Genomic DNA, 25,968 nt, shown 5'->3' with positions numbered 1-25,968 from the left:
GAGCCGGGCGGCTGGTGGGACGACCGAAAGTGATGCGGGTGGACGCGAAAGACATGGGTGCCGACCTCAAAGAGGTACTCATCACCAAGGAAGAGATCGACGCGAAGCTCGTGGAGCTCGCCGCGAAGATCGACGCGGAGTACGCGGGCAAGGACCTGCTGATCGTCGGCGTCCTCAAGGGCGCGGTGATGGTCATGGCAGACCTCGCCCGGGCACTGTCCACCCCCGTCACCATGGACTGGATGGCCGTGTCCTCCTACGGCGCGGGCACCCAGTCCTCCGGCGTGGTGCGGATCCTCAAGGACCTCGACACCGACATCAAGGGCAAGCACGTCCTGATCGTCGAGGACATCATCGACTCCGGTCTGACGCTGTCCTGGCTGCTGTCGAACCTGGGCTCCCGCGAACCGGAGACGCTCAAGGTGTGCACCCTGCTGCGCAAGCCGGACGCCGCCAAGGTCGCCATCGACGTCGAGTGGGTCGGCTTCGACATCCCCAACGAGTTCGTGGTCGGCTACGGTCTCGACTACGCCGAGAAGTACCGCAACCTCCCGTTCGTCGGTACGCTCGCGCCCCACGTCTACGGCGGCTGAAACGTGGCTGCAGCGCCTGCTGAGCCAACAGAGCCGTCTTTGTAGGACGATCGGGAACCCCGGCGGGCTTCGCGCCGTTGGAGCATGCAGACGGGCCTGCCAGCCCTCCCGTGCGGCTTCGGGTGACAATGCTGGGGTACCGTCAGAAGAACTGTCTTATCAAACTCACTATGGCAGGAGGGACGGGGCGGGCTCCGCTCCGTATGGATGGACGTGAAGCGATACTTCCGTGGGCCGGTCATGTGGATCGTGCTGGCCGTCCTTGCCGTGGTCGTGTTGATGCAGGTCGTCGGCTCGTCCGGCGGCTACAAGACGGTGGACACCGGCGAGGTCGTCCAGGCGATCAATGACAACAAGGTCCAGCAGGCCAAACTGACCACCGGCGACGAGCAGACCGTCAAGGTCGAGCTCAAGGACGGCGAAAAGGTCGACGGCAGCTCGAAGATCCAGGCGAGCTACATCGGCGACCAAGGCGTGACCATCGCCGGCATTCTCCAGAACAAGTTCCAGGACAAGCAGATCCCGGACGGGTACACCGTCTCGCCGACGAAGCAGAACGCCTTCGTCGGGATCCTGCTCTCCCTTCTCCCCTTCGTCCTCATCGTGGTCGTCTTCCTGTTCCTGATGAACCAGATGCAGGGCGGCGGCTCCCGGGTCATGCAGTTCGGGAAGTCCAAGGCGAAACTCATCACCAAGGACACCCCCAAGACGACGTTCTCGGACGTCGCCGGCTCGGACGAGGCCGTCGAGGAGCTCCAGGAGATCAAGGAGTTCCTCCAGGAACCGGCGAAGTTCCAGGCGGTCGGCGCCAAGATTCCCAAGGGCGTACTCCTGTACGGCCCTCCCGGCACCGGCAAGACCCTGCTCGCGCGTGCCGTCGCGGGCGAGGCCGGGGTCCCCTTCTACTCGATCTCCGGATCCGACTTCGTCGAGATGTTCGTCGGTGTCGGTGCCTCCCGAGTGCGTGACCTCTTCGAGCAGGCCAAGGCGAACGCCCCGGCGATCGTCTTCGTCGACGAGATCGACGCGGTCGGCCGCCATCGCGGTGCCGGCCTCGGCGGCGGTCACGACGAGCGCGAGCAGACCCTCAACCAGCTGCTCGTCGAGATGGACGGCTTCGACGTCAAGGGCGGCGTGATCCTCATCGCCGCGACGAACCGGCCGGACATCCTCGACCCGGCACTTCTGCGCCCCGGCCGCTTCGACCGCCAGATCGCGGTCGACCGCCCGGACATGCAGGGCCGTCTGGAGATCCTCAAGGTCCACCAGAAGGGCAAGCCGGTCGCTCCGGACGTCGACCTGTCGGCCGTCGCCCGTCGCACCCCCGGTTTCACCGGCGCGGACCTGTCGAACGTGCTGAACGAAGCGGCGCTCCTCACGGCGCGCAGCAACCAGAAGCTCATCGACAACCACATGCTGGACGAGGCCATCGACCGCGTCGTGGCGGGCCCGCAGAAGCGGACCCGGATCATGTCGGACAAGGAAAAGAAGATCACCGCGTACCACGAGGGCGGACACGCCCTGGTCGCGGCGGCCTCCCCGAACTCCGACCCGGTGCACAAGATCACGATCCTCTCCAGAGGCCGTGCCCTTGGCTACACCATGGTCCTGCCGGACGAGGACAAGTACTCGACCACGCGCAACGAGATGCTCGACCAGCTCGCCTACATGCTGGGCGGCCGCGCTGCCGAGGAACTGGTCTTCCACGACCCGACCACCGGCGCCGCGAACGACATCGAGAAGGCCACGGCAACGGCCCGCGCGATGGTCACCCAGTACGGCATGACCGAGCGTCTCGGGGCCATCAAGTTCGGCGGCGACAACACCGAGCCGTTCCTGGGCCGCGAGATGTCGCACCCGCGCGACTACTCCGAAGAGGTCGCCGCGCTGGTCGACGAAGAGGTCAAGAAGCTGATCGAGACCGCGCACAACGAGGCCTGGGAAATCCTGGTCGAGAACCGCGACGTCCTCGACCAGCTGGTGCTCCAGCTGCTGGAGAAGGAGACGCTGAACAAGGAGCAGATCGCCGAGGTCTTCGCTCCCATCGTCAAGCGTCCCCCGCGGCCGGCCTGGACCGGCTCCTCCCGCCGCACACCCTCGACCCGTCCGCCGGTGCTCTCCCCCAAGGAGCTCGCACTGACGAACGGCGCAAACGGCGCGACCCCGGCGATCACCACCGCCAAGGCCACCGCACCGGAACCGGTCACCGAGGCGGTCCCCGAGGACCGTCCCGAGAGCTGACGCTCGCCCGTCCCGCCCCGGTGACCTCACCGGGCCCGGAATGGATGCCGTGCCCCCCAGGTTTTAGCCTGGGGGGCACGGCGTTTTTCGGCCGTGAGGGACTTCTTAGGAACGAGGCACCAGATGACCGACCCCGTGACGCTGGACGGCGAGGGCTCCATCGGCGAGTTCGACGAGAAGCGAGCCGAGAACGCCGTACGCGAGCTGCTGATCGCGGTCGGGGAGGATCCGGACCGCGAGGGGCTGAAGGAGACCCCGGCTCGGGTGGCGCGGGCGTACCGGGAGATCCTGGCGGGGCTCTGGCAGCGGCCCGAGGACGTGCTGACGACCACGTTCGACCTGGGGCACGACGAGATGGTCCTGGTGAAGGACATCGAGATCGTGAGCCTCTGTGAGCATCATCTGCTGCCGTTCCACGGTGTGGCTCACGTCGGCTACATCCCGGCCGACACGGGTAAGATCACGGGCTTGTCGAAACTCGCGCGGCTGGTCGACGTCTTCGCCCGTCGGCCGCAGGTGCAGGAACGACTCACCACGCAGATCGCGGACTCCCTGATGCGGATTCTCGAGGCCAGGGGCGCGATCGTCGTCATCGAGGCCGAGCACATGTGCATGTCCGTGCGGGGCATCCGCAAGCCCGGCGCCAAGACCACGACGTCGGCGGTGCGGGGTCAGCTCCGGGACGCCACGACCCGGGCCGAGGCGATGAGCCTGATACTGGCGCGCTGACCTGTGGGTGGGCGTCAGGCCGTCGAGGGGGCCCCGGTGTTCCGGTCGTCGTCCTCCGGGAGTTTGCAGACCCGCTCCAGGAAGATCGCCGCCGCTATCACCGCGATGCCCGCGAGGACCGAGAAGCCGGCGTAGATGGCCTGATCCCGGCGGGCGGGGATGTCGAGGGATTCGAGCAGGAAGACGCCGGTGCCGCCGTACATGCCGGAGACGAGGGCGGCGACCAGGGCGCTGGCCTGGCCGAAGACGACGGCGCGGGCCGCCATCAGCGGATCGACGCCCTTCGCCTCGGGGTCGCGCTCGCGCTGGGCGTTGAGGCGGGCGCGGATGGAGAGGGCCGTGGCCGTGAGGACCACGGCGATCAGGGCGAGGACGATGGGGGCGGCCAGCGGGACACTGGGCAGGGTCCCCACCGAGTTCCACAGCCGGGCGCCGGCCCAGGACAGGACTCCGGCCACGGCGAACACGCCGGCCAGCAGCCTGATGCGCAGCTCTCTCACGGTGCCCCTTCAGCTCCCCCGGCGTCCCACGGAATGTGGCCGTCTTGACCTTAACGGCTATTCGGGCAGCCGGAGTTCCAGGTCCTTGCGTGCTTCCACACCGTCGCGGGTGACGGTGTCGAGGAGTTCGGCGACCGGGCCTCGGCCGGGCAGCCGGGCCTCGGGCTCCAGATCGCGCCAGGGGGCGAGCACGAAGGCGCGCTCGTGGGCCCGGGGGTGGGGCAGCGTGAGGACCGGGTCGTCGGAGACCACCTCGGCGTACGCGACGATGTCGACGTCGAGGGTGCGCGGGCCCCAGCGCTCGTCCCGGACCCGGTTGAAGGCCTCTTCGACCGCATGTGCCCGCTCCAGCAGGGAGGCCGGGGGGAGCGTGGTCTTCAGTACGACGACCGCGTTGAAGTACGAAGGCTGGCTGTCGGCGGCCACGCCCCAGGGTTCGGTCTCGTAGACCGGGGAGACCGCCTTGATGCGGACGCCGGGTGTGTCCTCCAGGGCGTCGATGGCGCCCTGGAGGGTTTCCAGGCGGTTGCCGAGGTTGGAGCCCAGGGAGATCACGGCCCGCTGCGGGTTGTGGAGGGTGGTGTCGGCGGCGTCCACCTGCTGCACGACGGCGGCGGGTACCGGCTGTACGGTCGGGTCGCTGTGACCCGCGGTGAAGGACGCGGTCATACTCGGCTCCGGGTGATGGTGACGGTCACGTCGTCGAACGGCACGGTGATCGGCGCGTCGGGTTTGTGGACCCGGACCTCGACCTCCTCTACCCCGTGGTGCTTCAGACAGACCTGGGCGATGCGCTCGGCGAGCGTCTCGATCAGGTTGACGGGCTCGCCCTCGACGACGGCCACGACCTCCTCCGCCACGATGCCGTAGTGCACGGTCTTCGTCAGGTCGTCGTCGGCGGCGGCCGGCCGGGTGTCCAGGCCCAGGACGACGTCCACGAGGAAGGTCTGGCCCTCCTCGCGCTCCTTGGGGAACACGCCGTGGTGCCCGCGGGCCTTCAGGCCGCGCAGCGCGACACGATCCACGCGAATCACTCCTGCAATCGTCGGTGTCGGCCGGTTCGTGCCGGGTGCGGGCGGCACACCGGCCTCGAACGAATCTACCTGCGAGCACTGACAGAACCGGGCCACGGGGGCGCGGGCCCGAGCCGGGCCCCGGAGGTCTCACCGGGTGTTTCCCCTGGGGAACCCGGCGGCTCGCGGGTCGGTAGCCGCCCCTACCCAGGGGTTCGTGATTCCAACCACTTCTTGGTCCCAACGGGTGCCGGGGCTCAGGAGGGCGGCTCCTCGTCCTCCTCCTCGTCGTTCTCGGCCAGCACCGGGGAGGCGTGGTGGGACCACATCTTCCAGCCCTCGGGGGTGCGGCGGAACACGTTCGTGGCGACCACCAGCTGGCCGACGAGCGGGCCGAGCTCCTCACCGCCCTCGGGTGCGGGGCCGCCGCTGAGGATGTTCTCCGTGCAGGTCACCAGAGCGGTGTCGCCGGTGACGGAGACGTGCACGTCGGTGAGGAAGAACTGGATGTAGTCGGTGTTCGCCATGATCAGCGCGTACGACCTCAGGACTTCGCCGCGGCCGGTCAGCACGGGCCAGCCCGGGTGCACGCAGGAGACCACGCCGACGTCGGCCGGGTCGTGGTACTCCTCGTCGACGCCCAGGTCGGCGGGGGTGAGCCAGAACGAGGACAGTTCGTCGAAGTCGCCGCGCTCCAGTGCCTCGTAGAAGGCCGTATTGGCGGCTTCCACCTGTTCGACGTCGATGTGGGGGGCGCTCACCGGGCTCCCTCCACGGCGCGGGCGACCCGTACCGCGTCCGCCGTCGCGCGGACCTCGTGCACGCGCACCGCCCATGCGCCGGCGTGCGCTGCGAGGGCGGAGACGGCGGCCGTGGCGGCGTCGCGCTCACGTGCGGGCGGCGGGGCGCCCTCCGGACCGGCGAGGACACGGCCGAGGAACCGTTTGCGGGAGGCGGCGACGAGCAGGGGGTGACCGAGCCGGAGGAGGCGGTCGAGGTGGGAGAGGAGTACCAGGTCGTGTTCGGCGTCCTTGGAGAAGCCGAGCCCCGGGTCGACGACCACGCGGTCGGGGGCGATGCCGCCCGCGAGGACGGCGTCCACACGCGCGTGGAGCTCGTCGACGACTTCGGTGACGACGTCGGCGTAGACGCCCTTGACGTTGCCGCCCGCGAGGAAGCCCCGCCAGTGCATGACGACGAAGGGGGCGCCCGCGTCGGCGACGACCGGGATCATCGCGGGGTCGGCGAGGCCGCCGCTGACGTCGTTGACGAGGGCGGCGCCGGCGGCGAGGGCCTGTTCGGCGACGGAGGCGCGCATGGTGTCGACGGAGACGGTGACGCCCTCGGCGGCGAGGCCGCGGACGACGGGGACGACACGGCGCAGTTCCTCGGTCTCGTCGACGCGGGTGGCGCCGGGGCGGGTGGACTCGCCGCCGACGTCGACGAGGTCGGCGCCTTCCTCGACGAGGGCGAGGCCGTGTTTGACGGCGGCCGCCGTGTCGAAGAAGCGGCCGCCGTCGGAGAAGGAGTCGGGGGTGACGTTCACGACTCCCATGACCGCGCAGCGGTCCCATTCCGGAAGGCCGGCCACGCGCCCGCGTCCGCTCTGCTTGCTCATACGTTCAGCCTAGGCCCAGCGTGGAGCGCTGGGCCCGAGCGGCCTGTGGGTCATGCCGCGCGTACGTCCCGCTCCGCGACCGCGTGGGCACACGTGCGTGCGGTGTGCGAGCGTCGGCGCAGGAAGCGCGGCAGGGGCAGCGCGAGGGTGACGAAGCCCTCCGCCTGCATGGCGGCGAAGCCGATGCGCGGGAGGTCGCCGGAGGCCCGGTAGACGACGAAGCGGGGCTCCCAGCGGGGCTGGAACTTCGCGTTGAACTTGTACAGGGACTCGATCTGGAACCAGCGTGACAGGAAGACCAGCAGGCCCCGCCAGACGCGCAGTACGGGGCCGGCGCCGATCTTCTCGCCGCGGGCGAGTGCCGAGCGGAACATCGCGAAGTTCAGCGACACGCGGGTGATGTCGAACTTCGGGGCCGCCTGGAGGGCGGCGACGATGAGCAGTTCGTTCATGCCGGGGTCGGCCGAACGGTCGCGGCGCATCAGGTCGAGCGAGGCCCCGTCGGTGCCCCACGGCACGAAGTGCAGGATCGCCTTGAGGTCGCCGTAGGGGCCGGGCTGGTCGTCCGCCTTGTGGGCGGTGGCGATGAGGCAGTCGCCGTCGGAGAGGTCGCCGATGCGGCCGAGGGCCATCGAGAACCCGCGCTCGGTGTCGGTGCCGCGCCAGTCGTCGGCGGCCTGGCGGATGCGCTCCAGTTCGGTCTCCCCGAGGTCACGGACGCGCCGTACGCGGGTCTCGTAACCGGCGCGCTCGATCCGCTTGACCATTTGGCGCACGTTGCGCATCGCGCGGCCGGCCAGTGAGAAATCCGCGACGTCCACCACCGCCTCGTCGCCCAGTTCGAGGGCGTCCAGGCCGGTCTCCCGCGTCCACACCTCGCCCCCGGTCTCCGAGCAGCCCATGACGGCGGGGGTCCAGGAGTGAGCCTGGGCCTCGTCCATGAAGCGTTCGATGGCGCCCGGCCAGGCCTCGACGTCGCCGATGGGGTCGCCGCTGGCGAGCATCACGCCGGAGACGACGCGGTAGGTCACCGCGGCCTTGCCGCTGGGGGAGAAGACGACGGCCTTGTCGCGGCGCAGCGCGAAGTGGCCGAGGGAGTCGCGGCCGCCGTGCTTGGCCAGCAGGGCCCGCAGGCGGGACTCGTCCTCCTCGGTGAGGCGGGCGGCGGGGTGTTCGGGCCGGAAGGCGAGGTAGATCGTCGTGATCGCCGTGAGCAGGCCCAGGGCGCCCAGGGAGACGCCCACGGTCCACGAGGTGTCGCCCTGGTAGTCGACGGGGCCCTCGAAGCCGAAGAGGCCGTACATGACGTGCGTGAGCCGATCGGCCAGGCTCGGGTCGCCGAGCATGCGGTCCGGGTGGACGCTGACGATGATCAGCCCGAGGACGAGGGAACCGGCGCCCATGAGGACGAAGTTGGCGAGCGCGCGCCAGCGGCTGCGCGGGTCCGGCAGTGCCGTGAACTGGTCGCGGTGGCGCAGCAGGGGCGCGAGCAGGGCGAGGGAGATGGCCACTCCGAGGAGGGAGTGGCGGTACGTGAACTGCGCCAGCGCGCCCGCCGGCAGCAGTGCCACGGCGGCTCGCCAGGCCCGGCGTTTGCGGCGCCTGAGGCCGTGCGCGAGGAGCAGCAGCAGGACGCCGGTGCTGAGCGAGAGCGCCGCCGCGAAGGGTCCGAGCGCGCCGGGCAGTACCTCCGCCAGGGTGTGTATACGGCTGTGCCGGAAGCGTGGGAAGACGCCGGCGGCGATGTCCAGTATCCCCACGAGTGCGCAGGCTCTGGCGACGAGGACGGGGACGGCCTCGGGGCGCGGTCCGTGCAGTGCACGCCGTAGCCGTGTTGATCGGATCGGAACCTCGCCCGACATTTCCTCATCTGTCCTGACAGACATCGCATCCCGTGGTTCTGCGAGTGACTCTGGATCCGGAGCCCCGATTCGGGCATCCGGCGACATTGCGCCCTCTAGGACGGTGTCTGGTGAGAAGAGGTTCACTCATCTTCTCAAAGCCGTTTCAAAGGCCGAGGAAAGCGAAAGCAAGCAATGGGTCTCACGAGCAACAACACGCTGGTGCTGGCGGTGCTGGCCGCCGTCGCGCTGTTCGCCGGCACGGTGTGGCTCTGGCCGCGGCTGGCACGGCGGGGCTGGCGGTCCGTCAGCGGCCGTATAGGGCTGCTGCTTGCGACGCAGGTCCTGCTCTTCGTGTCGGTGGGTCTCGCGGCCAACCAGGCTTTCGGGTTCTACGCCTCCTGGGCCGACCTGTTCGGCCGGGAGACCGATCAGGGCGTGGTGGTCGACCACACCCTGGGCGACCGTTCGGGCGGACCTCTGCGGGTGACCGAGATCGGGGACGTGCCGGGCAGGGGCGGCTTTCGGCCGTCGTCGGCAGGACAGATCCAGAAGGTCGACATCGTCGGCCGTACGTCGGACATCGCCTCGCCCGCATACGTCTATCTGCCGCCGGAGTATTTCCAGGCCCGCTATCGCGCGCGTACCTTCCCCGCGGCCGTCGTCCTCACCGGATATCCGGGCACCGCCAGGGCGCTGGTGGACAAACTCCACTATCCGCGCACGGCTCTGGAACTCACCAAGGACGGCCGTATGCAGCCGATGATCCTGGTGATGATGCGGCCGACGGTGGCGCCGCCGCGGGACACCGAGTGCGCGGACGTTCCGGACGGCCCGCGGACCGAGTCGTTCTTCGCGAAGGACCTGCCGGAAGCGCTGACCGCGCACTACAGGGTGGGCAGGGGGCCGGGGAGCTGGGGGATCATCGGGGACTCCACGGGCGGCTACTGCGCGCTGAAGCTCGCCATGCACCACCCCGGGGTGTACGCCGCGGGGGCGGGCCTGTCCCCGTACTACAAGGCGCCCGTCGACCCCACCACGGGCGATCTCTTCCACGGCGACAAGGCGCTGCGCAACCGCGCGAACCTGTGGTGGTGCCTCAAACACCTGCCCGCGCCCGAGACCTCACTGCTCGTCAGCAGCAGCAAGGTGGGCGAGACGAACTACAAGGACACGTTGCGGTTCATAGAGCGGGTGAAGGACACAGGAACGACCCGGATCTCGTCGATCATCCTGGAAAGCGGGGGACACAACTTCAACACCTGGCGACGGGAGATCCCGGCGACCTTGCAGTGGATCAGCGGGCGGTTGAGTGATCGTTGAGTGATCAATGCGCCGAATTCGGCGGCCGTTCCGATTCCCGATGCCGCGCGAAGGCTACGGGTGGCTGTGTTTTTACGGGGCGGGGCACCACGATTCGCCTACGCGCGGTAAGTTTCTGGCCATGCCACGTGGACGTCACCGCCATTCCCCGCCCTTGCACAGGCTGCTGCCTCCGTCGGCGATCGCAGGCGTCTCCCTCGTCTGCGCCTTCGGCCCCTGGGTGTTCTCGCAGCAGGCCGTGCTGCGTGTGATAGCCGCGGCCGCAGCGGCGGTCGCGATCGTGGGGGCGGCCGTCATGCGTCGCTGGGACGGACAGGCGGGCAAGCAGGTCGCCGACCTGACGCGCGCGCGGGCGAGCGACGAGTGGCGGCACGAGGAGCGGGTCGCCGAACTCGAGACCGACCTCGAGGAGTCGCGGGAGCTGCGCGTCAAGCTGGAGCAGCGGCTGCGCGCCAAGCGCGCGGAACTGGCGGGCCTGCGCAACGAACACGCGGCGCTGCTGCGGCGGTACGCCACGGCGGAGACCGAGCGGGCGAGCGCCCTGGAGGGGCGTCGGCTGCTGGAGATAGAGGCCGCCCCGGCGCGTGCGCTGCCGTCGGGGGAGCAGGCCGACGCGGAGGCCGTGGCGGTGGCTGCCGCGGCGGAGGCCGAGGGCGACGTGGCGGCCGGGGACGAGGAGTCGACGCGGCTCGCGATCTTCTCGCCGGAGGGTTCGCGGCTGTTCCTGCGGGCGAACGCCGCGCTGAAGCGGCTCGACGAGGGCGGGGACGCGGACGCGGCCACCTCGACGGAGCCCGATCTCAAGAACCCCAAGGCTGAGGCCGGCGCCAGGACCAAGTCCGTGTCCGTGTCCGTGTCGAAGGGTGACGCGAAGAGCGGTCCCGAGGCGGAGCCGAAGAGCCTCGCGGCCGAGCCCAAGGGCGAGCCGGTGAACGCCGGTTCCGGTCCGGCGGACGCCGTCGGCACCGACGCGGAGGCCGCTCAGGAGGACGAGGCGCGGGGGAAGTCCGAGGCGGCCGACGGGCATGAGCGCGCGGCCGCCACCACCACGGTCAGAGCCGCCCAGCCGCCGCAGCAGCCCGCGGGGCACTTCATCGCGCCGACCGCGGTGGCGGTCGTGCCGGCGGCTCCCGAGCGGCGCCCGCGGGTCGAGGGCGGGTTCGACTTCTTCGGTACGAAGCCGGGTGCCTCGCGGGACGCCATGGAGGCCGTGCAGAACGAGGACCTCGCCGACGTCGTCGGCCAGGAGGCCCTCGCCCTGCACAAGGCCGAGTCGGAGGCGGCGTTCAAGCCGGCCGACGAGGGGTCGCGGGGCGTGGGCCAGGTCATCGACCTGACGGCCCACGACGAGACGGAGCAGATCAACCTGCAGGGGCTGCGCAGCGCGGTCTCCTGACGTCCTGACGCCTTGACGTCCTGACGGACGCACGGTTGCTCGCGAGGGGCACGGTCAGACCATCCAACGGTCGGGCCGTGCCCCTTTCCGTCCCGTCCGTGACCTCTCCGCCTGCGCCCCGAGCAGCTCCGCGGCCTCCTGAGCATCCCTCAGGCGGGCCGTGACGGTCTTGTTGGCTCCCGTGTCCACGTGCACGTCGGCGAGGCGCCACAGCCGCTTCCAGGGCCCTTGGGTGAGCCGTACGCTCTGGACCTTCGCGTGCGGGACGAGCGCCAGGCTCCGCCGCAGCAGCCCCTGGCGGGAGGCGAACACCGCGTCGGTGACGGCGAGTCCGTGGCCGCGCCACCACACGGGCACACACCGCCCGGCCCGTCGCGGGGGCCGCGACAGCTCCGACAGCGGCGGCACGGTGACTCCGGGCAGCACGCGCGCGACGACCGCCTCGGCGACCTCGCGCGGAGCGACCGGGACCAGCACCGAGTTGGACGACCCGGCCACGTCCAGCTCGACCCGCACCCAGCCGCGCCGCCGCCACAGCAGCGGCTCCACGATCCGCACGGTCTGCACCCGCCCCGGCGGCACCGTTTCGTGCGTGCGGTCCAGGAGACCGTGGTCGATGCGCAGCCCGTCCGGGGACTCGCCCACCGTCCAGTCGTACTCGGTGACGAACCGCCCCACACTGCTCGCGCCCGCCGCGCCGAGCAGCGGAAGGGCGGTCGCGAGGACCGTCCACACGCTGTGGGTGGCCAGCCACAGCAGGGTCGGTACGACGGCGGCGCCGACCAGGGTGACCCAGGTGGCGCCCGTCAGCACCAGGGAGAGCGCCAGGTCGCGCGGGGGCGTGCGCATCAGCTCGCGCGCCGGTGCCTCGCCGACCTCGTGCGCGGTCTCGGGGGCGAACCCGGCGGCGCGCGCGAGGAGTTCCGCGCGCAGCGCACGCGCCTCGCGCTCCCCGAGGAAGGCGAGCTCGTCCTTCTTGTCGGTGCCGACGACGTCGAGCCGGAGCTTCGCGACACCCGCCACGCGCGCGAGGAGCGGCTGTGTGACGTCGATCGCCTGGATGCGCTCCAGCCGGATGTGCGCGGTGCGACGGAACAACAGGCCGGTCCGGATGCGCAGTTCGGAATCGGTCACCGCGAAGTGGGTGAACCACCAGGTGAGGAAGCCGTACAGGGCGGCGGCCGGGACGATCACCGCGAGCGCGATCAGTAGCGTGGTGGTCGTCAGCCGGGTCAGCTGGCGCTGCGCCTGGTCGGGGTCGTGCACGGCCCACCCGATGATGACGGCGACCGGCGCCCACGCCCGCCTGAGCGGCGTTATGGGATGCAGCCGCCGCTCTGCGACGGGTTCCCGCTCCCGCTTCTCCTGTACGGCGTCGTCGACGCCCTGCGCCGTCACAGGCCCGCCGATCGGGCCTCGCCGAGTTCGGTGAGCCGGTCGCGCAGCCGCTCCGCCTCGGCCGGGACGAGGCCCGGGATGGTCGCGTCGCTCGCCGCGGCCGCCGTGTGCAGCTGCACGCTGGACAGCCCGAAGTGCCGCTCCACGGGCCCGGAAGTCACCTCCACCAGCTGCATGCGGCCGTACGGCACGACGGTCTCCTCGCGCCACAGCACGCCCTTGCTGATCAGCAGGTCGTCGGCGCGCTCGGCGTAGCGCCAGGAACGCCAGTTGCGGCCGAGCATCACCCAGCCCCAGCCGATGAGGGCGAGCGGCAGCAGTGCGAAGGCCGCCCAGGCCGGCCCGCAGAGCAGCCCGAGCAGCAGCCCCACGGCCACGGCGAGCAGTCCCAGCCACACCACCAGCAACAACCGCCGCATCCGAAGCAGTCCGGGCGGCAGCCCGGTCCACACCGGCTCGTGGCCGGTGACCTCTGTGTCCTGCCCGCTCCCCGTCTCCATGGAGCCAGCGTACGTAGGAGAGACTGTGTCCATGACTCCCACGACGGAGACCACGGTCGGCATCGGCGGCGCCGCGGAGAGCACCGACATGGTGCTCAACATCGGACCGCAGCACCCGTCCACCCATGGCGTGCTGCGCCTGAGGCTGGTCCTGGACGGTGAGCGCATCGTGAGCGCGGAGCCGGTGATCGGCTACATGCACCGGGGCGCCGAGAAGCTCTTCGAGGCGCGCGACTACCGCCAGATCATCATGCTCGCCAACCGCCACGACTGGCTGTCGGCCTTCTCCAACGAGCTGGGTGTGGTCCTCGCCGTGGAGCGCATGCTCGGCATGGAGGTCCCGCAGCGGGCGGTGTGGACACGCACGCTGCTCGCCGAACTGAACCGGGTGCTGAACCACCTGATGTTCCTCGGGTCGTACCCGCTGGAACTCGGCGGGATCACTCCGGTCTTCTACGCGTTCCGGGAGCGGGAGGTGCTCCAGAACGTCATGGAGGAGGTCTCCGGCGGCCGCATGCACTACATGTTCAACCGCGTCGGCGGTCTCAAGGAGGACCTTCCGGCCGGCTGGACCACGCGCGCGCGTGCCGCCGTGTCCGCCGTGCGCTCGCGCATGGACCGCTTCGACGACCTGGTGCTCGGCAACGAGATCTTCCGCGGGCGCACCCGGGACGTGGGCGTCCTCGCGCCGGGGACCGTGCACGCGTACGGCGTCAGCGGGCCCGTCGCGCGCGCCTCGGGCGTCGACTTCGACCTGCGCCGCGACGAGCCGTACCTGGCCTACGGCGAGCTCCAGGACACCCTGAAGGTGGTGACCCGCCAGGAGGGCGACTGCCTCGCCCGCTTCGAGGTCCTCCTGGAACAGACCCACAACGCCCTCGACCTCGCCGACGCCTGCCTGGACCGGGTCGCGGAACTCCCGCCGGGGCCGATCAACCAGCGGCTCCCGAAGGTCCTGAAGGCGCCCGAGGGGCACACGTACGCGTGGACCGAGAACCCGCTCGGCATCAACGGCTACTACCTCGTCAGCAAGGGCGAGAAGACCCCGTACCGGCTGAAGCTGCGCTCGGCGTCGTACAACAACATCCAGGCCCTGGCCGAGCTGCTGCCGGGGACGCTGGTCGCGGACATGGTGGCGATCCTGGGGTCACTGTTCTTCGTGGTCGGGGACATCGACAAGTAGGTCTGCGAGCGGCTCGCCGGGGAGTGCGTACGGCTTGTGGCGCCCTGGGCCGTGGGGGCAGCGTGGCTGTGCGACCTGGGACACCGGGTGTGGTGTCCAGCGTGCGGTTCCCCTGCTCCACCAGAGGATGGTTCAGGGCCTCTCCGTCGCCTCCGGCCGTGCCCATCCGGCCAGGTCGCGCAGGGCTGTGCCCGTCAGCGGCCTCCGTCCGCGGGGGTCTCCCGGGCCCGGACCACGCACTGGATGCGTGTCGCCGCCCCGGAAACGGGGGCGCATACGCCGGGGTCCGCTTGTCCAGGACCGTTCGGGGTGTGTGGCTGAGCGGACTCACTCCCGTTCAGTCCACAGGAACGGTCCGTCCGGAATTCCGACGGACATGCCGACCGGCTGGAGCAGCCAGCCGAAGTCGCCGAGGCCGCCCGCCGCGGTGAGTTCGGCGGCCTCTCCGGCGAGCGCGAGGGCGCGTACGTACTCGGCGGGCCGGGTGGATGCCAGCGTGAGCGCCGGGCGTGCGCCCGTGATGCCCAGGGCGCGCAGCGCGTCGCGTTGTGTCAGGACGTGCCCGCCGGGCAGGGCGCACGCGTCCAGCGCCACATGAGCCGTGAGATCGCACGACCCGTCCGGTACGGGTGCCGTCTCGCGCCCCTCCTGGAAGCCGGTGAGCGTCCCGAACGGAGGGCGCGTGGACGCCCCGTGCGCATAGTCGACGGCGACTGCGAGCCCTTGCGAGACCGTCGCGACCGCCGACGCCCACGCCTGGTCGCGGGGCAGGCCGATCTCGGCGCGCAGGCCCTCCTCGGCCGGCAGCGGCCACCAACGGCTCAGCCACTCGGCCTCCGCACCACCGACCGGCTCTCCGAGCTTCTCGCGCCCGTCCCGTCGTACGAGAACCTGTCGCGGTACGCCCGAGGAGTCCGTCTCGGTGACCTCCACGGGTACGTTGTCCAGCCACTCGTTGGCGAACAGCAGCCCGGTGACGTCTTTCGGGGGGCCGGTCAGCCACTCGATGCGGTGATCGAGGCCAGGGGGGCGGCCGGCGATGTCGACGGCGTACGCGTGCGTGCGGGCGGACACGTCGGCGGGCAGGGTGGCGAGGACCCCGGCCGCCAACTCGCCCCGCCCCGCGGCCATGTCGACGAAGTCGAGCCGGGCGGGTCGGCCCAGTGCCTCGTCGACCCGGCACAGCAGGCGGGCCACGGCGCCGGCGAACAGCGGGGAGGCGTGCACGGAGGTACGGAAGTGCCCGGCGGGCCCCTCCGGCCTGCGGTAGAAGCCGTCCGGCCCGTACAGGGCGGCCTCGGTGGCGGCCCGCCAGCCGCTCCAGTCATCCGCAGGGTCGTCCGGGGTGTCATCGCTCACGTCGTCAGGCTAGGCGTACAGGGGAACGGGGCCTCCACCTTGGGGAGTACGCGTGGACGGTACGGATCGATCCTCCGGTTGACCCCTGCACGCATCACGCTTCCCTACGCTGGGTTACGTGCAACGCCTCTATGACTTCCTCCGCAGACACCCGACAGGGGTCGACGTCTTCTGGGCCGTCTTCCTGTTCGGGATCTCGCTCGCGAGCGAAACCGCCCAGGAGGATCCGCAGGGGACCAGGTCCGCGGCGCTGATCGTTCCGGTCGTGCTCCTGCTGTGCCTGGTGATCGCGTTGCGCCGGCGCATGCCGGAGAAGATGCTGGTGCTGGCCATCGGGCTCGGCGTGACGCAGCTCGTGCTGGACGTCGAGGTCAAGGCGGCCGACTTCGCCTTCCTGGTGATCGTCTACACCGTGGCGGCGACGGGCACCCGCTGGGCCTCCTGGCTGGCGCTGGCGAGCGGTCTCTGCGCGGCTCCGCTGGCGCAGCTGCGGTGGCCGAACGAGAACTCGACCGCGCTGGGCAACCTCGCCCAGATGATCTTCCTGACGATTCCGTTCGCCCTGGCCTGGGTGCTCGGCGACTCGATCCGCACCCGCCGCGCCTACTTCGCGCAGCTGGAGGAGCGGGCCGCCCGTCTGGAGAAGGAGCGCGAGGCGCAGTCGAAGGTCGCGGTCGCCGCCGAGCGCGCCCGGATCGCCCGCGAGCTGCACGACGTCGTCGCGCACAACGTGTCCGTCATGGTGGTCCAGGCCGACGGCGCCGCCTATGTCCTCGACGCCGCGCCGGACCAGGCGAAGAAGGCCCTGGAGACCATCTCCTCCACCGGCCGCCAGGCACTCGCCGAGATGCGCCGCCTGCTGGGAGTGCTGCGCACCGGCGAGCACCAGGAGGGCGGCGAGTACGTACCGCAGCCGGACGTCGAGCAGATCGAGGATCTCGTCGAGCAGTGCCGCGGTTCCGGGCTGCCCGTCGACTTCAAGATCGAGGGCACCCCGCGCCAGCTGCCCAGCGGCGTCGAGCTCACCGCGTACCGCATCGTGCAGGAGGCGCTCACCAACACGCGCAAGCACGGCGGACCCAACGCGGGTGCCAGCGTGCGCCTGGTCTACTTCGACGACGGTCTCGGCCTGCTCGTCGAGGACGACGGCAAGGGCGCGCCGCACGAGCTGTACGAGGAGGGCGGCGCCGACGGCGCCGGCCACGGCCTGATCGGCATGCGCGAGCGGGTCGGCATGGTCGGCGGCACCCTGGACGCGGGCCCCCGCCCCGGCGGAGGATTCCGCATCAGTGCCCTGCTGCCGCTCAAACCAGCGCATTGACGCCGACGCACGCCCCTCGTTGACACCTGTCACGCCCCCTGCCGACCACGCCGTACGACCCCCGAGGAAACGGAAGAGAACCGATGACGATCCGCGTGATGCTCGTCGACGACCAGGTGCTGCTGCGCACCGGGTTCCGGATGGTGCTCGCAGCCCAGCCGGACATGGACGTCGTCGCGGAGGCGGGGGACGGAGTGGAGGCCCTCCAGGTGCTGCGCTCCACCGCCGTCGACGTCGTCCTGATGGACGTCCGCATGCCGAAGCTCGACGGCGTGGAGACCACCCGCCGCATCTGCTCGGAGCCGGACCCGCCGAAGGTGCTGATCCTGACCACCTTCGACCTCGACGAGTACGCCTTCTCCGGGCTCAAGGCGGGCGCCTCCGGCTTCATGCTCAAGGACGTGCCGCCCGGCGAGCTGCTCACCGCGATCCGCTCGGTGCACAGCGGTGACGCCGTGGTCGCCCCCTCGACCACCCGGCGGCTGCTCGACCGGTTCGCGCCGATGCTGCCCACCACCGGCAAGGAGCCCCAGTACAAGGAGCTGGAGCGGCTCACCGACCGCGAGCGAGAAGTCATGATGCTGGTCGCACAGGGGCTCTCCAACGGCGAGATCGCGGCCCGGCTCGTCCTGTCCGAGGCCACGGTGAAGACCCACGTCGGCCGCATCCTGACCAAGCTGGGCCTGCGCGACCGGGTGCAGGTGGTGGTCCTCGCCTACGAGACGGGACTGGTGCGCGCGGGTGGGCAGGGGTGACACACCCGGGCCTGCCTCACGGGTGAGGCCGGTCCCGGCCGGCCGTCACCGCAATATGCCTTCCAGGAAGTCGCTGCCGAGCCGCGCCACCACGGTGACGTCCAGCTGGTACAGGACGTACCGGCCGCGGCGGCGGGTGGTGATCAGGCCCGCCTTTTTGAGGACGCTCAGGTGCCGGGATATCTCCGGGGCGGTCAGGCCGTGGATCTGGGCCAGTTCGCCGGTGGTGTAGGCGGTGCGGGCCAGATAACGGCAGATCCGCATCCGGACCGGATGCGACAGGGCCGTCAGGCGCAGGGTCAGCTGTTCGACGGACGGCGGGGCCGTGAGCTCGGGTGAGGCGGCCGGGTAGTGCAGCACGGGCTGCCAGCCGAACCGGTACAGGACGGACAGATGGGGTCGGCCCAGGCTCGTCGGCACGAGGAGGAGGCCGTCGTCCCGCGTGGCCGTCCGGCCCTCGCTCAGTTTGTCGACCGTGATCCGTCCGGCGGCCTCGTCGAGCGAGACGGCGCGGGACACCGAGGCCAGCATCTCGGCCAGGCCCCTGTTCCTGAGGACATCCGTCTTGTGCCGGGAGTCTGCCGCCAGCTGGAGGCGCAGCCGGGACCAGGTCTCGGCGAAGAACGCCTCCTGGCAGTCCTCGAGGAACTGCCGCAGCCAGGCACGGGTGCTGGGCGGGTCGGTCAGCAGGCGCTCACTGAACTGCGCTTGCCGCGGCCCCCGGGCGGCGGCCATCTCGAGAGTGCGGCCACGCACCTCCGCGTCGGCGAGCGGACCGGGCTCCAGCCCGTACGGCACCGCGCACGTGAACTCCAGGGCCGCCTCCACGAACTGCTCGTCCGTCAGCTTGTCCAGGAGGTCCAGCTCATCGGCGAGCGCCGCCCCGGGGACGGCGTCCGTGATGCCCGCGTACGGCAGGAACAGGTCCGAGAAGGTCGTCCGCCACAGGAAGTCCGCCTCGCACATCCGGTCGGCCAGATGCGGGTCGAGCCCGGCCGTCACACCCGTCACCCAGGCCCGGAGTCCCGGATGGTGCCCCGGTTCGGCCAGCGCGTGCAGCGCCATGCCGAGCTCGGCCAGGGGCGAGGGCGCGACGGTGACCCTCTCCGGCCGCAGCCCCGCGATGTCGATGCGCACGCTCATGACCTCATGGTGCACCCCGCCACTGACAACACCGCCCCCGGCCGATCCGTCGCCGCCGCCGGGGAGGCGCTGCCCGGGGGCATGAGCATCACCCGGCGCCGCCTCCGGCCGTGCCGGTACGACCCGCCTCTTCGGCCAGCAGTACCGCGAAGTGCGCCACGGCCGCCCGGACGTCCTCGGCCGCCCACTCCAGCCCCGCGGCCCGGACGTACACCTCGGTGAACGACAGGCCCGGGCCCGCCTCGTCCCACGGGTGGGCGAACAGCAGGGTCTTCGTCTCCTCGCCCTGCCGGAGCGAGGCCTCGGTGAGGACGTCGGCACCGTACGGCAGCCACACCCGGAACTCGTTGGTGTGCGGCGGCTCGGGGTGGACCCGCGCCCACGGCAGCCCGGCCGCCTCGAACCCCTCGCGCAGCGCGCCGGCGACCACGCGCGCGTGGCCGACGTACGAGGGCAGCCGTGGCAGCTCCCGCTCCAGCCCGGCGAGCGCCGACAGCGCCGTGGGGAACTGCTGGAACACCGTGCCGCCGTAGCGGTGCCGCCAGACCTTGGCCTCCTCCACGAGCGTGCCCGGGCCGGCGACGGCCGCGCCGCCATAGCCGTCGAGGGACTTGTAGTACGACACGTAGACGCTGTCGGCCAGGCCCGCGATCTCGTCCAGGGCCCGGCCGAAGTGGACGGTGCTCTCCCACAGCCGTGCCCCGTCGAAGTGCACCACCGCGTCACGCTCACGGGCCGCCGCCACGACCTCGTCGAGCTCCTCCCAGGTGGGCAGCACGAAACCGGCGTCCCGGAGGGGGAGTTCGAGCATCAGCGCCCCGAAGGGCTCGGGGAAGGCGCGCACCTCGTCGGCGGTCGGCAGCCGCGGCTCACTCGTGATCCGGACCGGGCGCAGGCCGCTGACCTGGCTGAACGCCTGCCTTTCGTGCACTTCGGGGTGGGCGAGAGCATGCAGGGCGACCGTGGGGTTCCCGGTGCGGCCCGCCCAGCAGCGCAGGGCGACCTGCTGGGCCATCGTGCCGGTCGGGAAGAAGGCGGCCGCCTCCATGCCGAGCAGGGCGGCCGTCCGCTCCTCCAGGGCCTCGACGACGCCGTTGCCGTACAGGTCGGCGGGCTCGTCCAGGTCGTACAGCTCGTGCGCGTCGTCCAGCACCGCCAGGCGCTCCCGGAGCGTGCCCTGGAAGCCGGGGCGTGCGAGGACGCGCTCCGCACTCCGGCGCACGCGTACACGCCGTTCGAAACGGAGCTTGCGCCGCTCGGCCTCCGTCAGCCGCTCGCCCTGCCCGGGGCTCTGCTCCGCCGTTTCACCCATGCCCGGATCATGCCTCGCGTCCGCTCGCGAGGGCACCCGGATTTCCCACAGCCTGTGGACAACCGGACGCCCCTCGAACCGATCGCGTTAACATGACGAGAAATCGTCCGGTACCCAGATGCGGACTGGAACGGGAAGGCCGCCGTCGCGTGAGTACAACCCCACAGCCAGACAGCAAGGACCGCCCCGCGCGGCTCACCGTAGGCGTCGTCGGCGCCGGCCGGGTGGGCCCCGCGCTCGCCGCGTCCCTCCAGCTCGCCGGGCACCGGCCGGTGGCCGTCTCGGGAGTCTCCGACGCCTCCCGGCGGCGGGCCGAGCTGATGCTCCCGGACGTACCGCTCGTCACCCCCGCGGACGTCCTCCAGAGCGCCGACCTGGTGCTCCTGACCGTCCCCGACGACACCCTGCCCGGGCTGGTCGAGGGCCTCGCCGAGACCGGGGCCGTGCGGCCGGGCCAGCTGCTCGTGCACACCTCCGGGCGGTACGGCACGAAGGTCCTGGACCCCGCCCTGCGCGCAGGTGCGCTACCGCTGGCCCTGCACCCCGCGATGACCTTCACCGGCACCCCTGTGGACGTCCAGCGCCTCGCGGGCTGCTCCTTCGGCGTCACCGCCCCCGACCAGCTGCGGCTGGCCGCCGAGGCCCTGGTCATCGAGATGGGCGGCGAGCCCGAGTGGATCGACGAGGAGATGCGGCCGCTCTACCACGCGGCCCTCGCCCTCGGCGCCAACCACCTGGTCACCCTGGTCGCCCAGGCCATGGAGCTGCTGCGCGCGGCCGGCGTCGAGGCCCCGGACCGGATGCTCGGCCCCCTGCTCGGCGCCGCCCTCGACAACGCCCTGCGCTCTGGCGACGCCGCCCTCACCGGCCCCGTCGCGCGCGGGGACGCCGGTACGGTCGCCGCACACGTCACGGAGCTGCGCAAGCACGCGCCCCAGACCGTCTCCGGCTATCTGGCGATGGCCCGCGCGACCGCCGACCGCGCGCTCGCCCACGGGCTGCTGAAGCCGGAGCTCGCCGAGGACCTCCTCGAGGTCCTGGCCGGCGCGACCGACGGCGCGCGCGGGCCCGACGGCAACGGCTCCGAAGGAGACGCCCGATGACGACCGCTCTGCTGCGCACCGCCGACGAACTGCACGTACGCCCGCGTGCGGGCCGCCGGGCCGTCGTGATGACCATGGGCGCCCTGCACGAGGGCCACGCCACCCTCGTCCGCACCGCGCGTGAGATCGCGGGACCGGACGGCGAGGTCGTCGTCACCGTCTTCGTGAACCCCCTCCAGTTCGGCGCGGGCGAGGACCTCGACCGCTACCCGCGGACCCTGGACGCCGACCTCAAGATCGCCGAGGACGCGGGCGCCGACGCAGTCTTCGCGCCCTCCGTCGACGAGGTCTACCCGGGCGGGGAACCCCAGGTCCGCGTCAGCGCGGGCCCGATGGGCGAGCGGTTGGAGGGCGCCTCGCGCCCCGGCCACTTCGACGGCATGCTCACCGTCGTCGCCAAGCTGCTGCACCTCACCCGCCCCGACATCGCCCTCTACGGACAGAAGGACGCCCAGCAGCTCGCCCTGATCCGCCGGATGGCGCGCGACCTGAACTTCGGCGTCGAGATCGTCGGCGTGCCCACCGTGCGCGAGGACGACGGCCTGGCCCTGTCCAGCCGCAACCGCTATCTGAAGCCGCAGGAGCGCCGCACCGCGCTCGCGCTGTCCCGCGCCCTGTTCGCGGGCCGCGACCGGCACGCGGCACAGGAGGCGCTGCGCGCGCGAGCCCGCGAAGTGCCCGCGACGCACGCGCGTGCCGAGGCCCTGAGCGCCCTCGGAGAGTCCCGCGCGGCCGCCGACACCCACGCGGTCGCCCAGGCGTCCCCGGGCGGCCCCGCGGCCGTCCGCGCGGCCGCGCGCACGGTCCTGGACGACGCCGCCCGCCAGGACCCCCCGCTCGTCCTGGACTACCTCGCGCTCGTCGACCCCCGCGACTTCGGCGAGATCGAGAACGACTTCACCGGCGAGGCCGTCCTCGCCGTCGCCGCCCGGGTGGGGACGACCCGGCTGATCGACAACATCCCCCTGACCTTCGGAGCCGCCTCGTGACCAGCACAGGCATACGACTGCACGCGCCCGCCCCCGGGTGGTCCATCGCCGCGGACGTCGTGGTCGTCGGCTCCGGCGTCGCCGGTCTCACCGCGGCCCTGCGCTGCGAGGCCGAGGGACTCAGGACCGTCGTCGTCACCAAGGCCCGTCTCGACGACGGCTCCACCCGCTGGGCGCAGGGCGGCATCGCCGCGGCCCTCGGCGAGGGCGACACCCCCGAACAGCACCTCGACGACACTCTGGTCGCGGGCGTGGGCCTGTGCGACGAGGAGGCCGTGCGGATCCTCGTCACCGAGGGCCCGGACGCCGTACGCCGCCTGATCGCGACCGGCGCGCACTTCGACGAGTCCGAGGCGGGCGACCTGGAGCTCACCCGCGAGGGCGGCCACCACCGCCGCCGTATCGCCCACGCGGGCGGCGACGCCACCGGCGCGGAGATCTCCCGCGCCCTCGTCGAGGCCGTACGCGCGCGGGGGCTGCGCACGATCGAGAACGCGCTCGTCCTGGACCTGCTGACGGACGCCGAGGGCCGCACGGCGGGCGTCACCCTGCACGTCATGGGCGAGGGCCAGCACGACGGCGTGGGCGCCGTGCACGCCCCCACGGTCGTCCTCGCGACCGGCGGCATGGGCCAGGTGTTCTCCGCGACCACCAACCCCTCCGTGTCCACCGGCGACGGCGTGGCGCTCGCCCTGCGCGCGGGCGCCGAGGTCAGCGACCTGGAGTTCGTGCAGTTCCACCCCACCGTGCTGTTCCTCGGCCCGGACGCCGAGGGCCAGCAGCCCCTCGTCTCCGAGGCCGTGCGCGGCGAGGGCGCCCACCTGGTCGACGCGGACGGCGTGCGCTTCATGGTCGGACAGCACGAACTGGCCGAACTCGCGCCGAGGGACATCGTCGCCAAGGGCATCACGCGCCGCATGCAGGAGAAGGACGCCGAGCACATGTTCCTCGACGCCCGGCACTTCGGCGCCGACATGTGGGAGCACCGGTTCCCGACGATCCTCGCCGCCTGCCGCGCCCACGGCATCGACCCAGTCACCGAACCCATCCCGATCGCACCGGCCGCCCACTACGCCTCCGGAGGCGTCCGCACCGACTCCCGGGGCCGTACGACCGTCCCCGGCCTGTACGCGTGCGGTGAGGTGGCCTGCACGGGTGTGCACGGCGCGAACCGGCTCGCCTCCAACTCCCTCCTGGAGGGCCTGGTCTACGCCGAGCGCATCGCCGCCGACATCATGGCGAGCCACGCGGGCGACGGCCTCCACGCGCGTGTGCCCGCACCCGTCGAGCACCCCGCGAAGCCCGCGCACCCCCTGCTCGCCCCCGAGGCCCGGTTCGCGATCCAGCGGACCATGACCCTGGGCGCGGGCGTGCTGCGCTCCGCCCGGTCCCTGGCCGGCGCGGCGGACACCCTGCACCAACTGCACGCCGACGCCCGCGACGCCCTCGAGGAGAACGGCAAGACGGCCGAACCCGGCGTCGACACCTGGGAGGCCACCAACCTCCTGTGCGTGGCCCGTGTCCTGGTGGCCGCGGCCCGGCTGCGCGAGGAGACGCGTGGCTGCCACTGGCGCGAGGACGCGCCCGACCGGGACGACACGGCGTGGCGGCGCCACATCGTCGTACGACTGAATCCCGACCGGACCCTCGCCGTACACACCACCGATACCGCAGACTTCCCCCCGACCCGGCAGCCCCTTCAGGAGCAGTGACAGTAGTGAGCACCGACGATCTTCCCCTCGCCTCCTCCGGAGGCTGCGGCGACGGCTGTGCCTGCGGCGCGGACGGCGACGCGGAGTACCTGGAGTGCGGGCTCGACCCCGCGCTCGCGCAACTCCTGGCCGACGCCGGGCTCGACCCGGTGGAGGTCGAGGACATCGCCAACGTCGCGATCCAGGAGGACCTCGACCACGGCGTGGACGTGACGACCGTCGCGACCATCTCAGAGGACGCCGTCGCCACCGCCGACTTCGTCGCGCGCGAGGCCGGCGTCGTGGCCGGTCTCAGGGTCGCCGAGGCGGTCGTCTCGGTGGTCTGCGAGGCCGAGTTCGAGGTCGAGCGGCATGTGGAGGACGGCGACCGGGTGGTGGCCGGGCAGAAGCTCCTGTCGGTCACCACGCGCACGCGCGACCTGCTCACCGCCGAGCGCAGCGCACTGAACCTGTTGTGCCGGCTCTCGGGCATCGCGACCGCCACGCGCGCGTGGGCGGACGCACTGGAGGGCACCAAGGCACGCGTGCGTGACACGCGGAAGACGACTCCGGGGCTCAGGTCGCTGGAGAAGTTCGCGGTGCGGTGCGGGGGCGGGGTCAACCACCGGATGTCGCTGTCCGACGCGGCGCTGGTCAAGGACAACCACGTGGTCGCCGCCGGGGGCGTCGCGCAGGCATTCAAGGCCGTCCGGGAGGCCTTCCCGGACGTACCGATCGAGGTCGAGGTCGACACCCTGCAGCAGCTGCAGGAGGTCGTGGACGTCGGCGCCGACCTGATCCTGCTGGACAACTTCACGCCGGGCGAGTGCCAGGAGGCGGTCGCGCTCGTGCAGGGGCGGGCCGCGCTGGAGGCCTCCGGGCGGCTGACCCTGGACAACGCGCGCGCGTACGCCGACACCGGCGTCGACTACCTCGCCGTGGGGGCGCTCACCCACTCCTCGCCGATCCTCGACATCGGCCTCGATCTGCGCGAGGCGGAGTAGTCGCGATGCTCCTCACGATCGACGTAGGCAACACGCACACCGTCCTCGGCCTGTTCGACGGCGAGGACATCGTCGAGCACTGGCGGATCTCCACGGACGCGCGCCGCACCGCCGACGAACTGGCGGTGCTGCTGCAGGGCCTCATGGGCATGCACCCGCTCCTCGGGGACGAGCTGGGCGACGGCATCGACGGGATCGCGATCTGCGCGACCGTGCCGTCCGTGCTGCACGAGCTGCGTGAGGTGACGCGGCGCTACTACGGCGACGTGCCGGCCGTGCTCGTGGAGCCCGGCGTGAAGACGGGGGTGCCGATCCTCACCGACAACCCCAAGGAGGTCGGCGCGGACCGGATCATCAACGCGGTGGCTGCCGTCGAGCTGTACGGCGGCCCCGCGATCGTCGTGGACTTCGGTACGGCCACGACGTTCGACGCGGTGTCCGCGCGCGGGGAGTACGTCGGCGGGGTCATCGCGCCCGGCATCGAGATCTCGGTGGAGGCCCTCGGGGTGAAGGGGGCGCAGCTGCGGAAGATCGAGGTGGCCAGGCCGCGGAGCGTGATCGGGAAGAACACGGTCGAGGCCATGCAGTCCGGCATCGTGTACGGCTTCGCGGGCCAGGTCGACGGGGTCGTCGGCCGGATGGCCCGGGAGCTCGCGGACGATCCCGAGGAGGTGACGGTGATCGCCACGGGCGGGCTGGCGCCGATGGTGCTGGGGGAGTCGTCGGTGATCGACGAGCACGAACCGTGGCTGACGCTGGTGGGGCTGCGGCTGGTGTACGAGCGGAACGTGTCGCGGATGTGACGTCCCCAGAGGCCGGGGGACAAGGCCTCGTCCCCCGGAGGGGGTGCCCCCGGACGGGCTGAAGCGGCACGCCACACCTGTCCCTTATGGGGAATTTGTCTGATTAGCGCGTAGTGTCGCAGCATGCCCACGCCATACGGATCCCGCGGCGGC

24 protein-coding genes are annotated in these 25,968 nt (G+C 71.6%); 13 read left to right on the top strand and 11 right to left on the bottom strand.

All coding sequences use genetic code 11. The features are described 5' to 3' along the window. Positions 1 to 32: 32 nt before the first annotated feature. The 3 genes from hpt to folE all read left to right on the top strand — a co-directional run bounded on the left by hpt (position 33) and on the right by folE (position 3,563). On the top strand, positions 33 to 593 hold the full coding sequence (gene hpt, locus ACFYRX_RS23475; RefSeq protein WP_123990840.1) for a hypoxanthine phosphoribosyltransferase: 561 nt from the start codon (positions 33 to 35) through the stop codon (positions 591 to 593). Positions 594 to 800: 207 nt separating this feature from the next. Then, positions 801 to 2,834 (top strand): ATP-dependent zinc metalloprotease FtsH, encoded by a 2,034-nt coding sequence (ftsH, locus tag ACFYRX_RS23470; protein WP_389102908.1) that lies wholly within the window; start codon positions 801 to 803, stop codon positions 2,832 to 2,834. A gap of 123 nt (positions 2,835 to 2,957) precedes the next feature. Further along, entirely contained in the window at positions 2,958 to 3,563 is a 606-nt protein-coding gene (gene folE / locus ACFYRX_RS23465; protein WP_389102905.1) for a GTP cyclohydrolase I FolE, read from the top strand. Positions 3,564 to 3,577: 14 nt separating this feature from the next. Here folE and ACFYRX_RS23460 read toward each other — a convergent pair whose 3' ends face one another. The 6 genes from ACFYRX_RS23460 to ACFYRX_RS23435 all read right to left on the bottom strand — a co-directional run bounded on the left by ACFYRX_RS23460 (position 3,578) and on the right by ACFYRX_RS23435 (position 8,556). Then, entirely contained in the window at positions 3,578 to 4,063 is a 486-nt protein-coding gene (locus ACFYRX_RS23460; RefSeq protein ID WP_389102903.1) for a DUF3180 domain-containing protein, read from the bottom strand. Positions 4,064 to 4,120: 57 nt separating this feature from the next. Beyond that, a complete protein-coding gene (folK, locus tag ACFYRX_RS23455) occupies positions 4,121 to 4,732 on the bottom strand; it encodes a 2-amino-4-hydroxy-6-hydroxymethyldihydropteridine diphosphokinase (protein ID WP_389102901.1) in 612 nt (203 codons plus the stop codon). Continuing rightward, positions 4,729 to 5,088: a dihydroneopterin aldolase gene (gene folB / locus ACFYRX_RS23450; protein WP_389102898.1), complete on the bottom strand. Its 360-nt coding sequence runs from the start codon at positions 5,086 to 5,088 to the stop codon at positions 4,729 to 4,731. Before folB ends, folK begins: the two co-directional genes overlap by 4 nt. Positions 5,089 to 5,333: 245 nt before the next feature. Next, on the bottom strand, positions 5,334 to 5,837 hold the full coding sequence (locus ACFYRX_RS23445; protein ID WP_389102895.1) for a nuclear transport factor 2 family protein: 504 nt from the start codon (positions 5,835 to 5,837) through the stop codon (positions 5,334 to 5,336). Further along, positions 5,834 to 6,694, bottom strand: a complete 861-nt coding sequence (gene folP / locus ACFYRX_RS23440; RefSeq protein ID WP_389102892.1) for a dihydropteroate synthase — start codon at positions 6,692 to 6,694, stop codon at positions 5,834 to 5,836. Before folP ends, ACFYRX_RS23445 begins: the two co-directional genes overlap by 4 nt. A 50-nt stretch (positions 6,695 to 6,744) precedes the next feature. After that, positions 6,745 to 8,556, bottom strand: coding sequence for a phosphatidylglycerol lysyltransferase domain-containing protein (locus tag ACFYRX_RS23435; protein ID WP_389102889.1), 1,812 nt, complete (start codon positions 8,554 to 8,556; stop codon positions 6,745 to 6,747). 174 nt (positions 8,557 to 8,730) lie between these two features. Here ACFYRX_RS23435 and ACFYRX_RS23430 point away from each other — a divergent pair, with 174 nt between their 5' ends. Both ACFYRX_RS23430 and ACFYRX_RS23425 read left to right on the top strand, forming a co-directional pair. Next, a complete protein-coding gene (locus tag ACFYRX_RS23430) occupies positions 8,731 to 9,858 on the top strand; it encodes an alpha/beta hydrolase (RefSeq protein WP_389102886.1) in 1,128 nt (375 codons plus the stop codon). Between the two features lie 121 nt (positions 9,859 to 9,979). Next, positions 9,980 to 11,254: a hypothetical protein gene (locus ACFYRX_RS23425; RefSeq protein ID WP_389102884.1), complete on the top strand. Its 1,275-nt coding sequence runs from the start codon at positions 9,980 to 9,982 to the stop codon at positions 11,252 to 11,254. 54 nt (positions 11,255 to 11,308) lie between these two features. Here ACFYRX_RS23425 and ACFYRX_RS23420 read toward each other — a convergent pair whose 3' ends face one another. Beyond that, positions 11,309 to 12,652 carry a PH domain-containing protein gene (locus ACFYRX_RS23420; RefSeq protein WP_389102881.1) on the bottom strand — a complete coding sequence of 448 codons (1,344 nt, stop codon included), beginning with the start codon at positions 12,650 to 12,652 and terminating at the stop codon, positions 11,309 to 11,311. Next, a complete protein-coding gene (locus tag ACFYRX_RS23415) occupies positions 12,649 to 13,152 on the bottom strand; it encodes a PH domain-containing protein (protein ID WP_389102879.1) in 504 nt (167 codons plus the stop codon). The genes ACFYRX_RS23420 and ACFYRX_RS23415 overlap by 4 nt, the downstream gene beginning before the upstream one ends. A gap of 31 nt (positions 13,153 to 13,183) precedes the next feature. Here ACFYRX_RS23415 and ACFYRX_RS23410 point away from each other — a divergent pair, with 31 nt between their 5' ends. Then, positions 13,184 to 14,335, top strand: coding sequence for an NADH-quinone oxidoreductase subunit D (locus ACFYRX_RS23410; protein ID WP_389102877.1), 1,152 nt, complete (start codon positions 13,184 to 13,186; stop codon positions 14,333 to 14,335). A gap of 327 nt (positions 14,336 to 14,662) precedes the next feature. On the opposite strand, the gene ACFYRX_RS23405 is transcribed toward ACFYRX_RS23410, so the two are convergent. Then, a complete protein-coding gene (locus ACFYRX_RS23405; RefSeq protein WP_389102874.1) occupies positions 14,663 to 15,694 on the bottom strand; it encodes an SAM-dependent methyltransferase in 1,032 nt (343 codons plus the stop codon). A 118-nt stretch (positions 15,695 to 15,812) separates the two neighbouring features. Here ACFYRX_RS23405 and ACFYRX_RS23400 point away from each other — a divergent pair, with 118 nt between their 5' ends. Then, a complete protein-coding gene (locus ACFYRX_RS23400) occupies positions 15,813 to 17,015 on the top strand; it encodes a sensor histidine kinase (RefSeq protein ID WP_389102871.1) in 1,203 nt (400 codons plus the stop codon). A gap of 83 nt (positions 17,016 to 17,098) precedes the next feature. Continuing rightward, complete coding sequence (locus ACFYRX_RS23395; RefSeq protein WP_389102868.1) at positions 17,099 to 17,770, top strand: response regulator; 672 nt, start codon at positions 17,099 to 17,101, stop codon at positions 17,768 to 17,770. A 45-nt stretch (positions 17,771 to 17,815) separates the two neighbouring features. Here the strand turns inward: ACFYRX_RS23395 and ACFYRX_RS23390 are convergent, their stop codons facing one another. Next, on the bottom strand, positions 17,816 to 18,913 hold the full coding sequence (locus ACFYRX_RS23390; RefSeq protein ID WP_389102865.1) for a DUF5937 family protein: 1,098 nt from the start codon (positions 18,911 to 18,913) through the stop codon (positions 17,816 to 17,818). 88 nt (positions 18,914 to 19,001) lie between these two features. Continuing rightward, positions 19,002 to 20,225 carry a threonine aldolase family protein gene (locus tag ACFYRX_RS23385; RefSeq protein WP_389102862.1) on the bottom strand — a complete coding sequence of 408 codons (1,224 nt, stop codon included), beginning with the start codon at positions 20,223 to 20,225 and terminating at the stop codon, positions 19,002 to 19,004. A gap of 149 nt (positions 20,226 to 20,374) precedes the next feature. On the opposite strand from ACFYRX_RS23385, the gene ACFYRX_RS23380 reads away from it, so the two are divergent. From ACFYRX_RS23380 to ACFYRX_RS23360, 5 genes are read left to right on the top strand one after another with little or no spacing between them, the layout of a single operon-like run. Further along, positions 20,375 to 21,328: a Rossmann-like and DUF2520 domain-containing protein gene (locus ACFYRX_RS23380; RefSeq protein ID WP_389102859.1), complete on the top strand. Its 954-nt coding sequence runs from the start codon at positions 20,375 to 20,377 to the stop codon at positions 21,326 to 21,328. Next, complete coding sequence (gene panC / locus ACFYRX_RS23375; protein ID WP_389102856.1) at positions 21,325 to 22,317, top strand: pantoate--beta-alanine ligase; 993 nt, start codon at positions 21,325 to 21,327, stop codon at positions 22,315 to 22,317. Before ACFYRX_RS23380 ends, panC begins: the two co-directional genes overlap by 4 nt. Further along, entirely contained in the window at positions 22,314 to 24,029 is a 1,716-nt protein-coding gene (locus ACFYRX_RS23370; RefSeq protein WP_389102853.1) for an L-aspartate oxidase, read from the top strand. The genes panC and ACFYRX_RS23370 overlap by 4 nt, the downstream gene beginning before the upstream one ends. Positions 24,030 to 24,034: 5 nt before the next feature. Continuing rightward, positions 24,035 to 25,012 carry a carboxylating nicotinate-nucleotide diphosphorylase gene (gene nadC, locus ACFYRX_RS23365; RefSeq protein WP_389102850.1) on the top strand — a complete coding sequence of 326 codons (978 nt, stop codon included), beginning with the start codon at positions 24,035 to 24,037 and terminating at the stop codon, positions 25,010 to 25,012. A gap of 5 nt (positions 25,013 to 25,017) precedes the next feature. Next, positions 25,018 to 25,815, top strand: coding sequence for a type III pantothenate kinase (locus ACFYRX_RS23360; RefSeq protein ID WP_389102847.1), 798 nt, complete (start codon positions 25,018 to 25,020; stop codon positions 25,813 to 25,815). The last annotated feature ends 153 nt before the right edge of the window (positions 25,816 to 25,968 follow it).

This window comes from Streptomyces sp. NPDC005374 (genome assembly GCF_042872225.1).
In the GTDB taxonomy this organism is placed as follows: domain Bacteria; phylum Actinomycetota; class Actinomycetes; order Streptomycetales; family Streptomycetaceae; genus Streptomyces.
This window is presented reverse-complemented; position numbering and strand designations above follow the sequence as displayed.

Coding starts and splice junctions, on each gene's coding strand:
- ACFYRX_RS23390 (WP_389102865.1), bottom strand. CDS start 18,913: ATGAGCGTGCGCATCGACATCGCGGGGCTGCGGCCGGAGAGGGTCACC.
- ACFYRX_RS23415 (WP_389102879.1), bottom strand. CDS start 13,152: ATGGAGACGGGGAGCGGGCAGGACACAGAGGTCACCGGCCACGAGCCG.
- ACFYRX_RS23385 (WP_389102862.1), bottom strand. CDS start 20,225: ATGGGTGAAACGGCGGAGCAGAGCCCCGGGCAGGGCGAGCGGCTGACG.
- folP (WP_389102892.1), bottom strand. CDS start 6,694: ATGAGCAAGCAGAGCGGACGCGGGCGCGTGGCCGGCCTTCCGGAATGG.
- folK (WP_389102901.1), bottom strand. CDS start 4,732: ATGACCGCGTCCTTCACCGCGGGTCACAGCGACCCGACCGTACAGCCG.
- ACFYRX_RS23430 (WP_389102886.1), top strand. CDS start 8,731: ATGGGTCTCACGAGCAACAACACGCTGGTGCTGGCGGTGCTGGCCGCC.
- ACFYRX_RS23395 (WP_389102868.1), top strand. CDS start 17,099: ATGACGATCCGCGTGATGCTCGTCGACGACCAGGTGCTGCTGCGCACC.
- ACFYRX_RS23360 (WP_389102847.1), top strand. CDS start 25,018: ATGCTCCTCACGATCGACGTAGGCAACACGCACACCGTCCTCGGCCTG.
- folE (WP_389102905.1), top strand. CDS start 2,958: ATGACCGACCCCGTGACGCTGGACGGCGAGGGCTCCATCGGCGAGTTC.
- ACFYRX_RS23410 (WP_389102877.1), top strand. CDS start 13,184: ATGACTCCCACGACGGAGACCACGGTCGGCATCGGCGGCGCCGCGGAG.
- panC (WP_389102856.1), top strand. CDS start 21,325: ATGACGACCGCTCTGCTGCGCACCGCCGACGAACTGCACGTACGCCCG.
- ACFYRX_RS23435 (WP_389102889.1), bottom strand. CDS start 8,556: ATGTCGGGCGAGGTTCCGATCCGATCAACACGGCTACGGCGTGCACTG.
- hpt (WP_123990840.1), top strand. CDS start 33: ATGCGGGTGGACGCGAAAGACATGGGTGCCGACCTCAAAGAGGTACTC.
- ftsH (WP_389102908.1), top strand. CDS start 801: ATGGACGTGAAGCGATACTTCCGTGGGCCGGTCATGTGGATCGTGCTG.
- ACFYRX_RS23425 (WP_389102884.1), top strand. CDS start 9,980: ATGCCACGTGGACGTCACCGCCATTCCCCGCCCTTGCACAGGCTGCTG.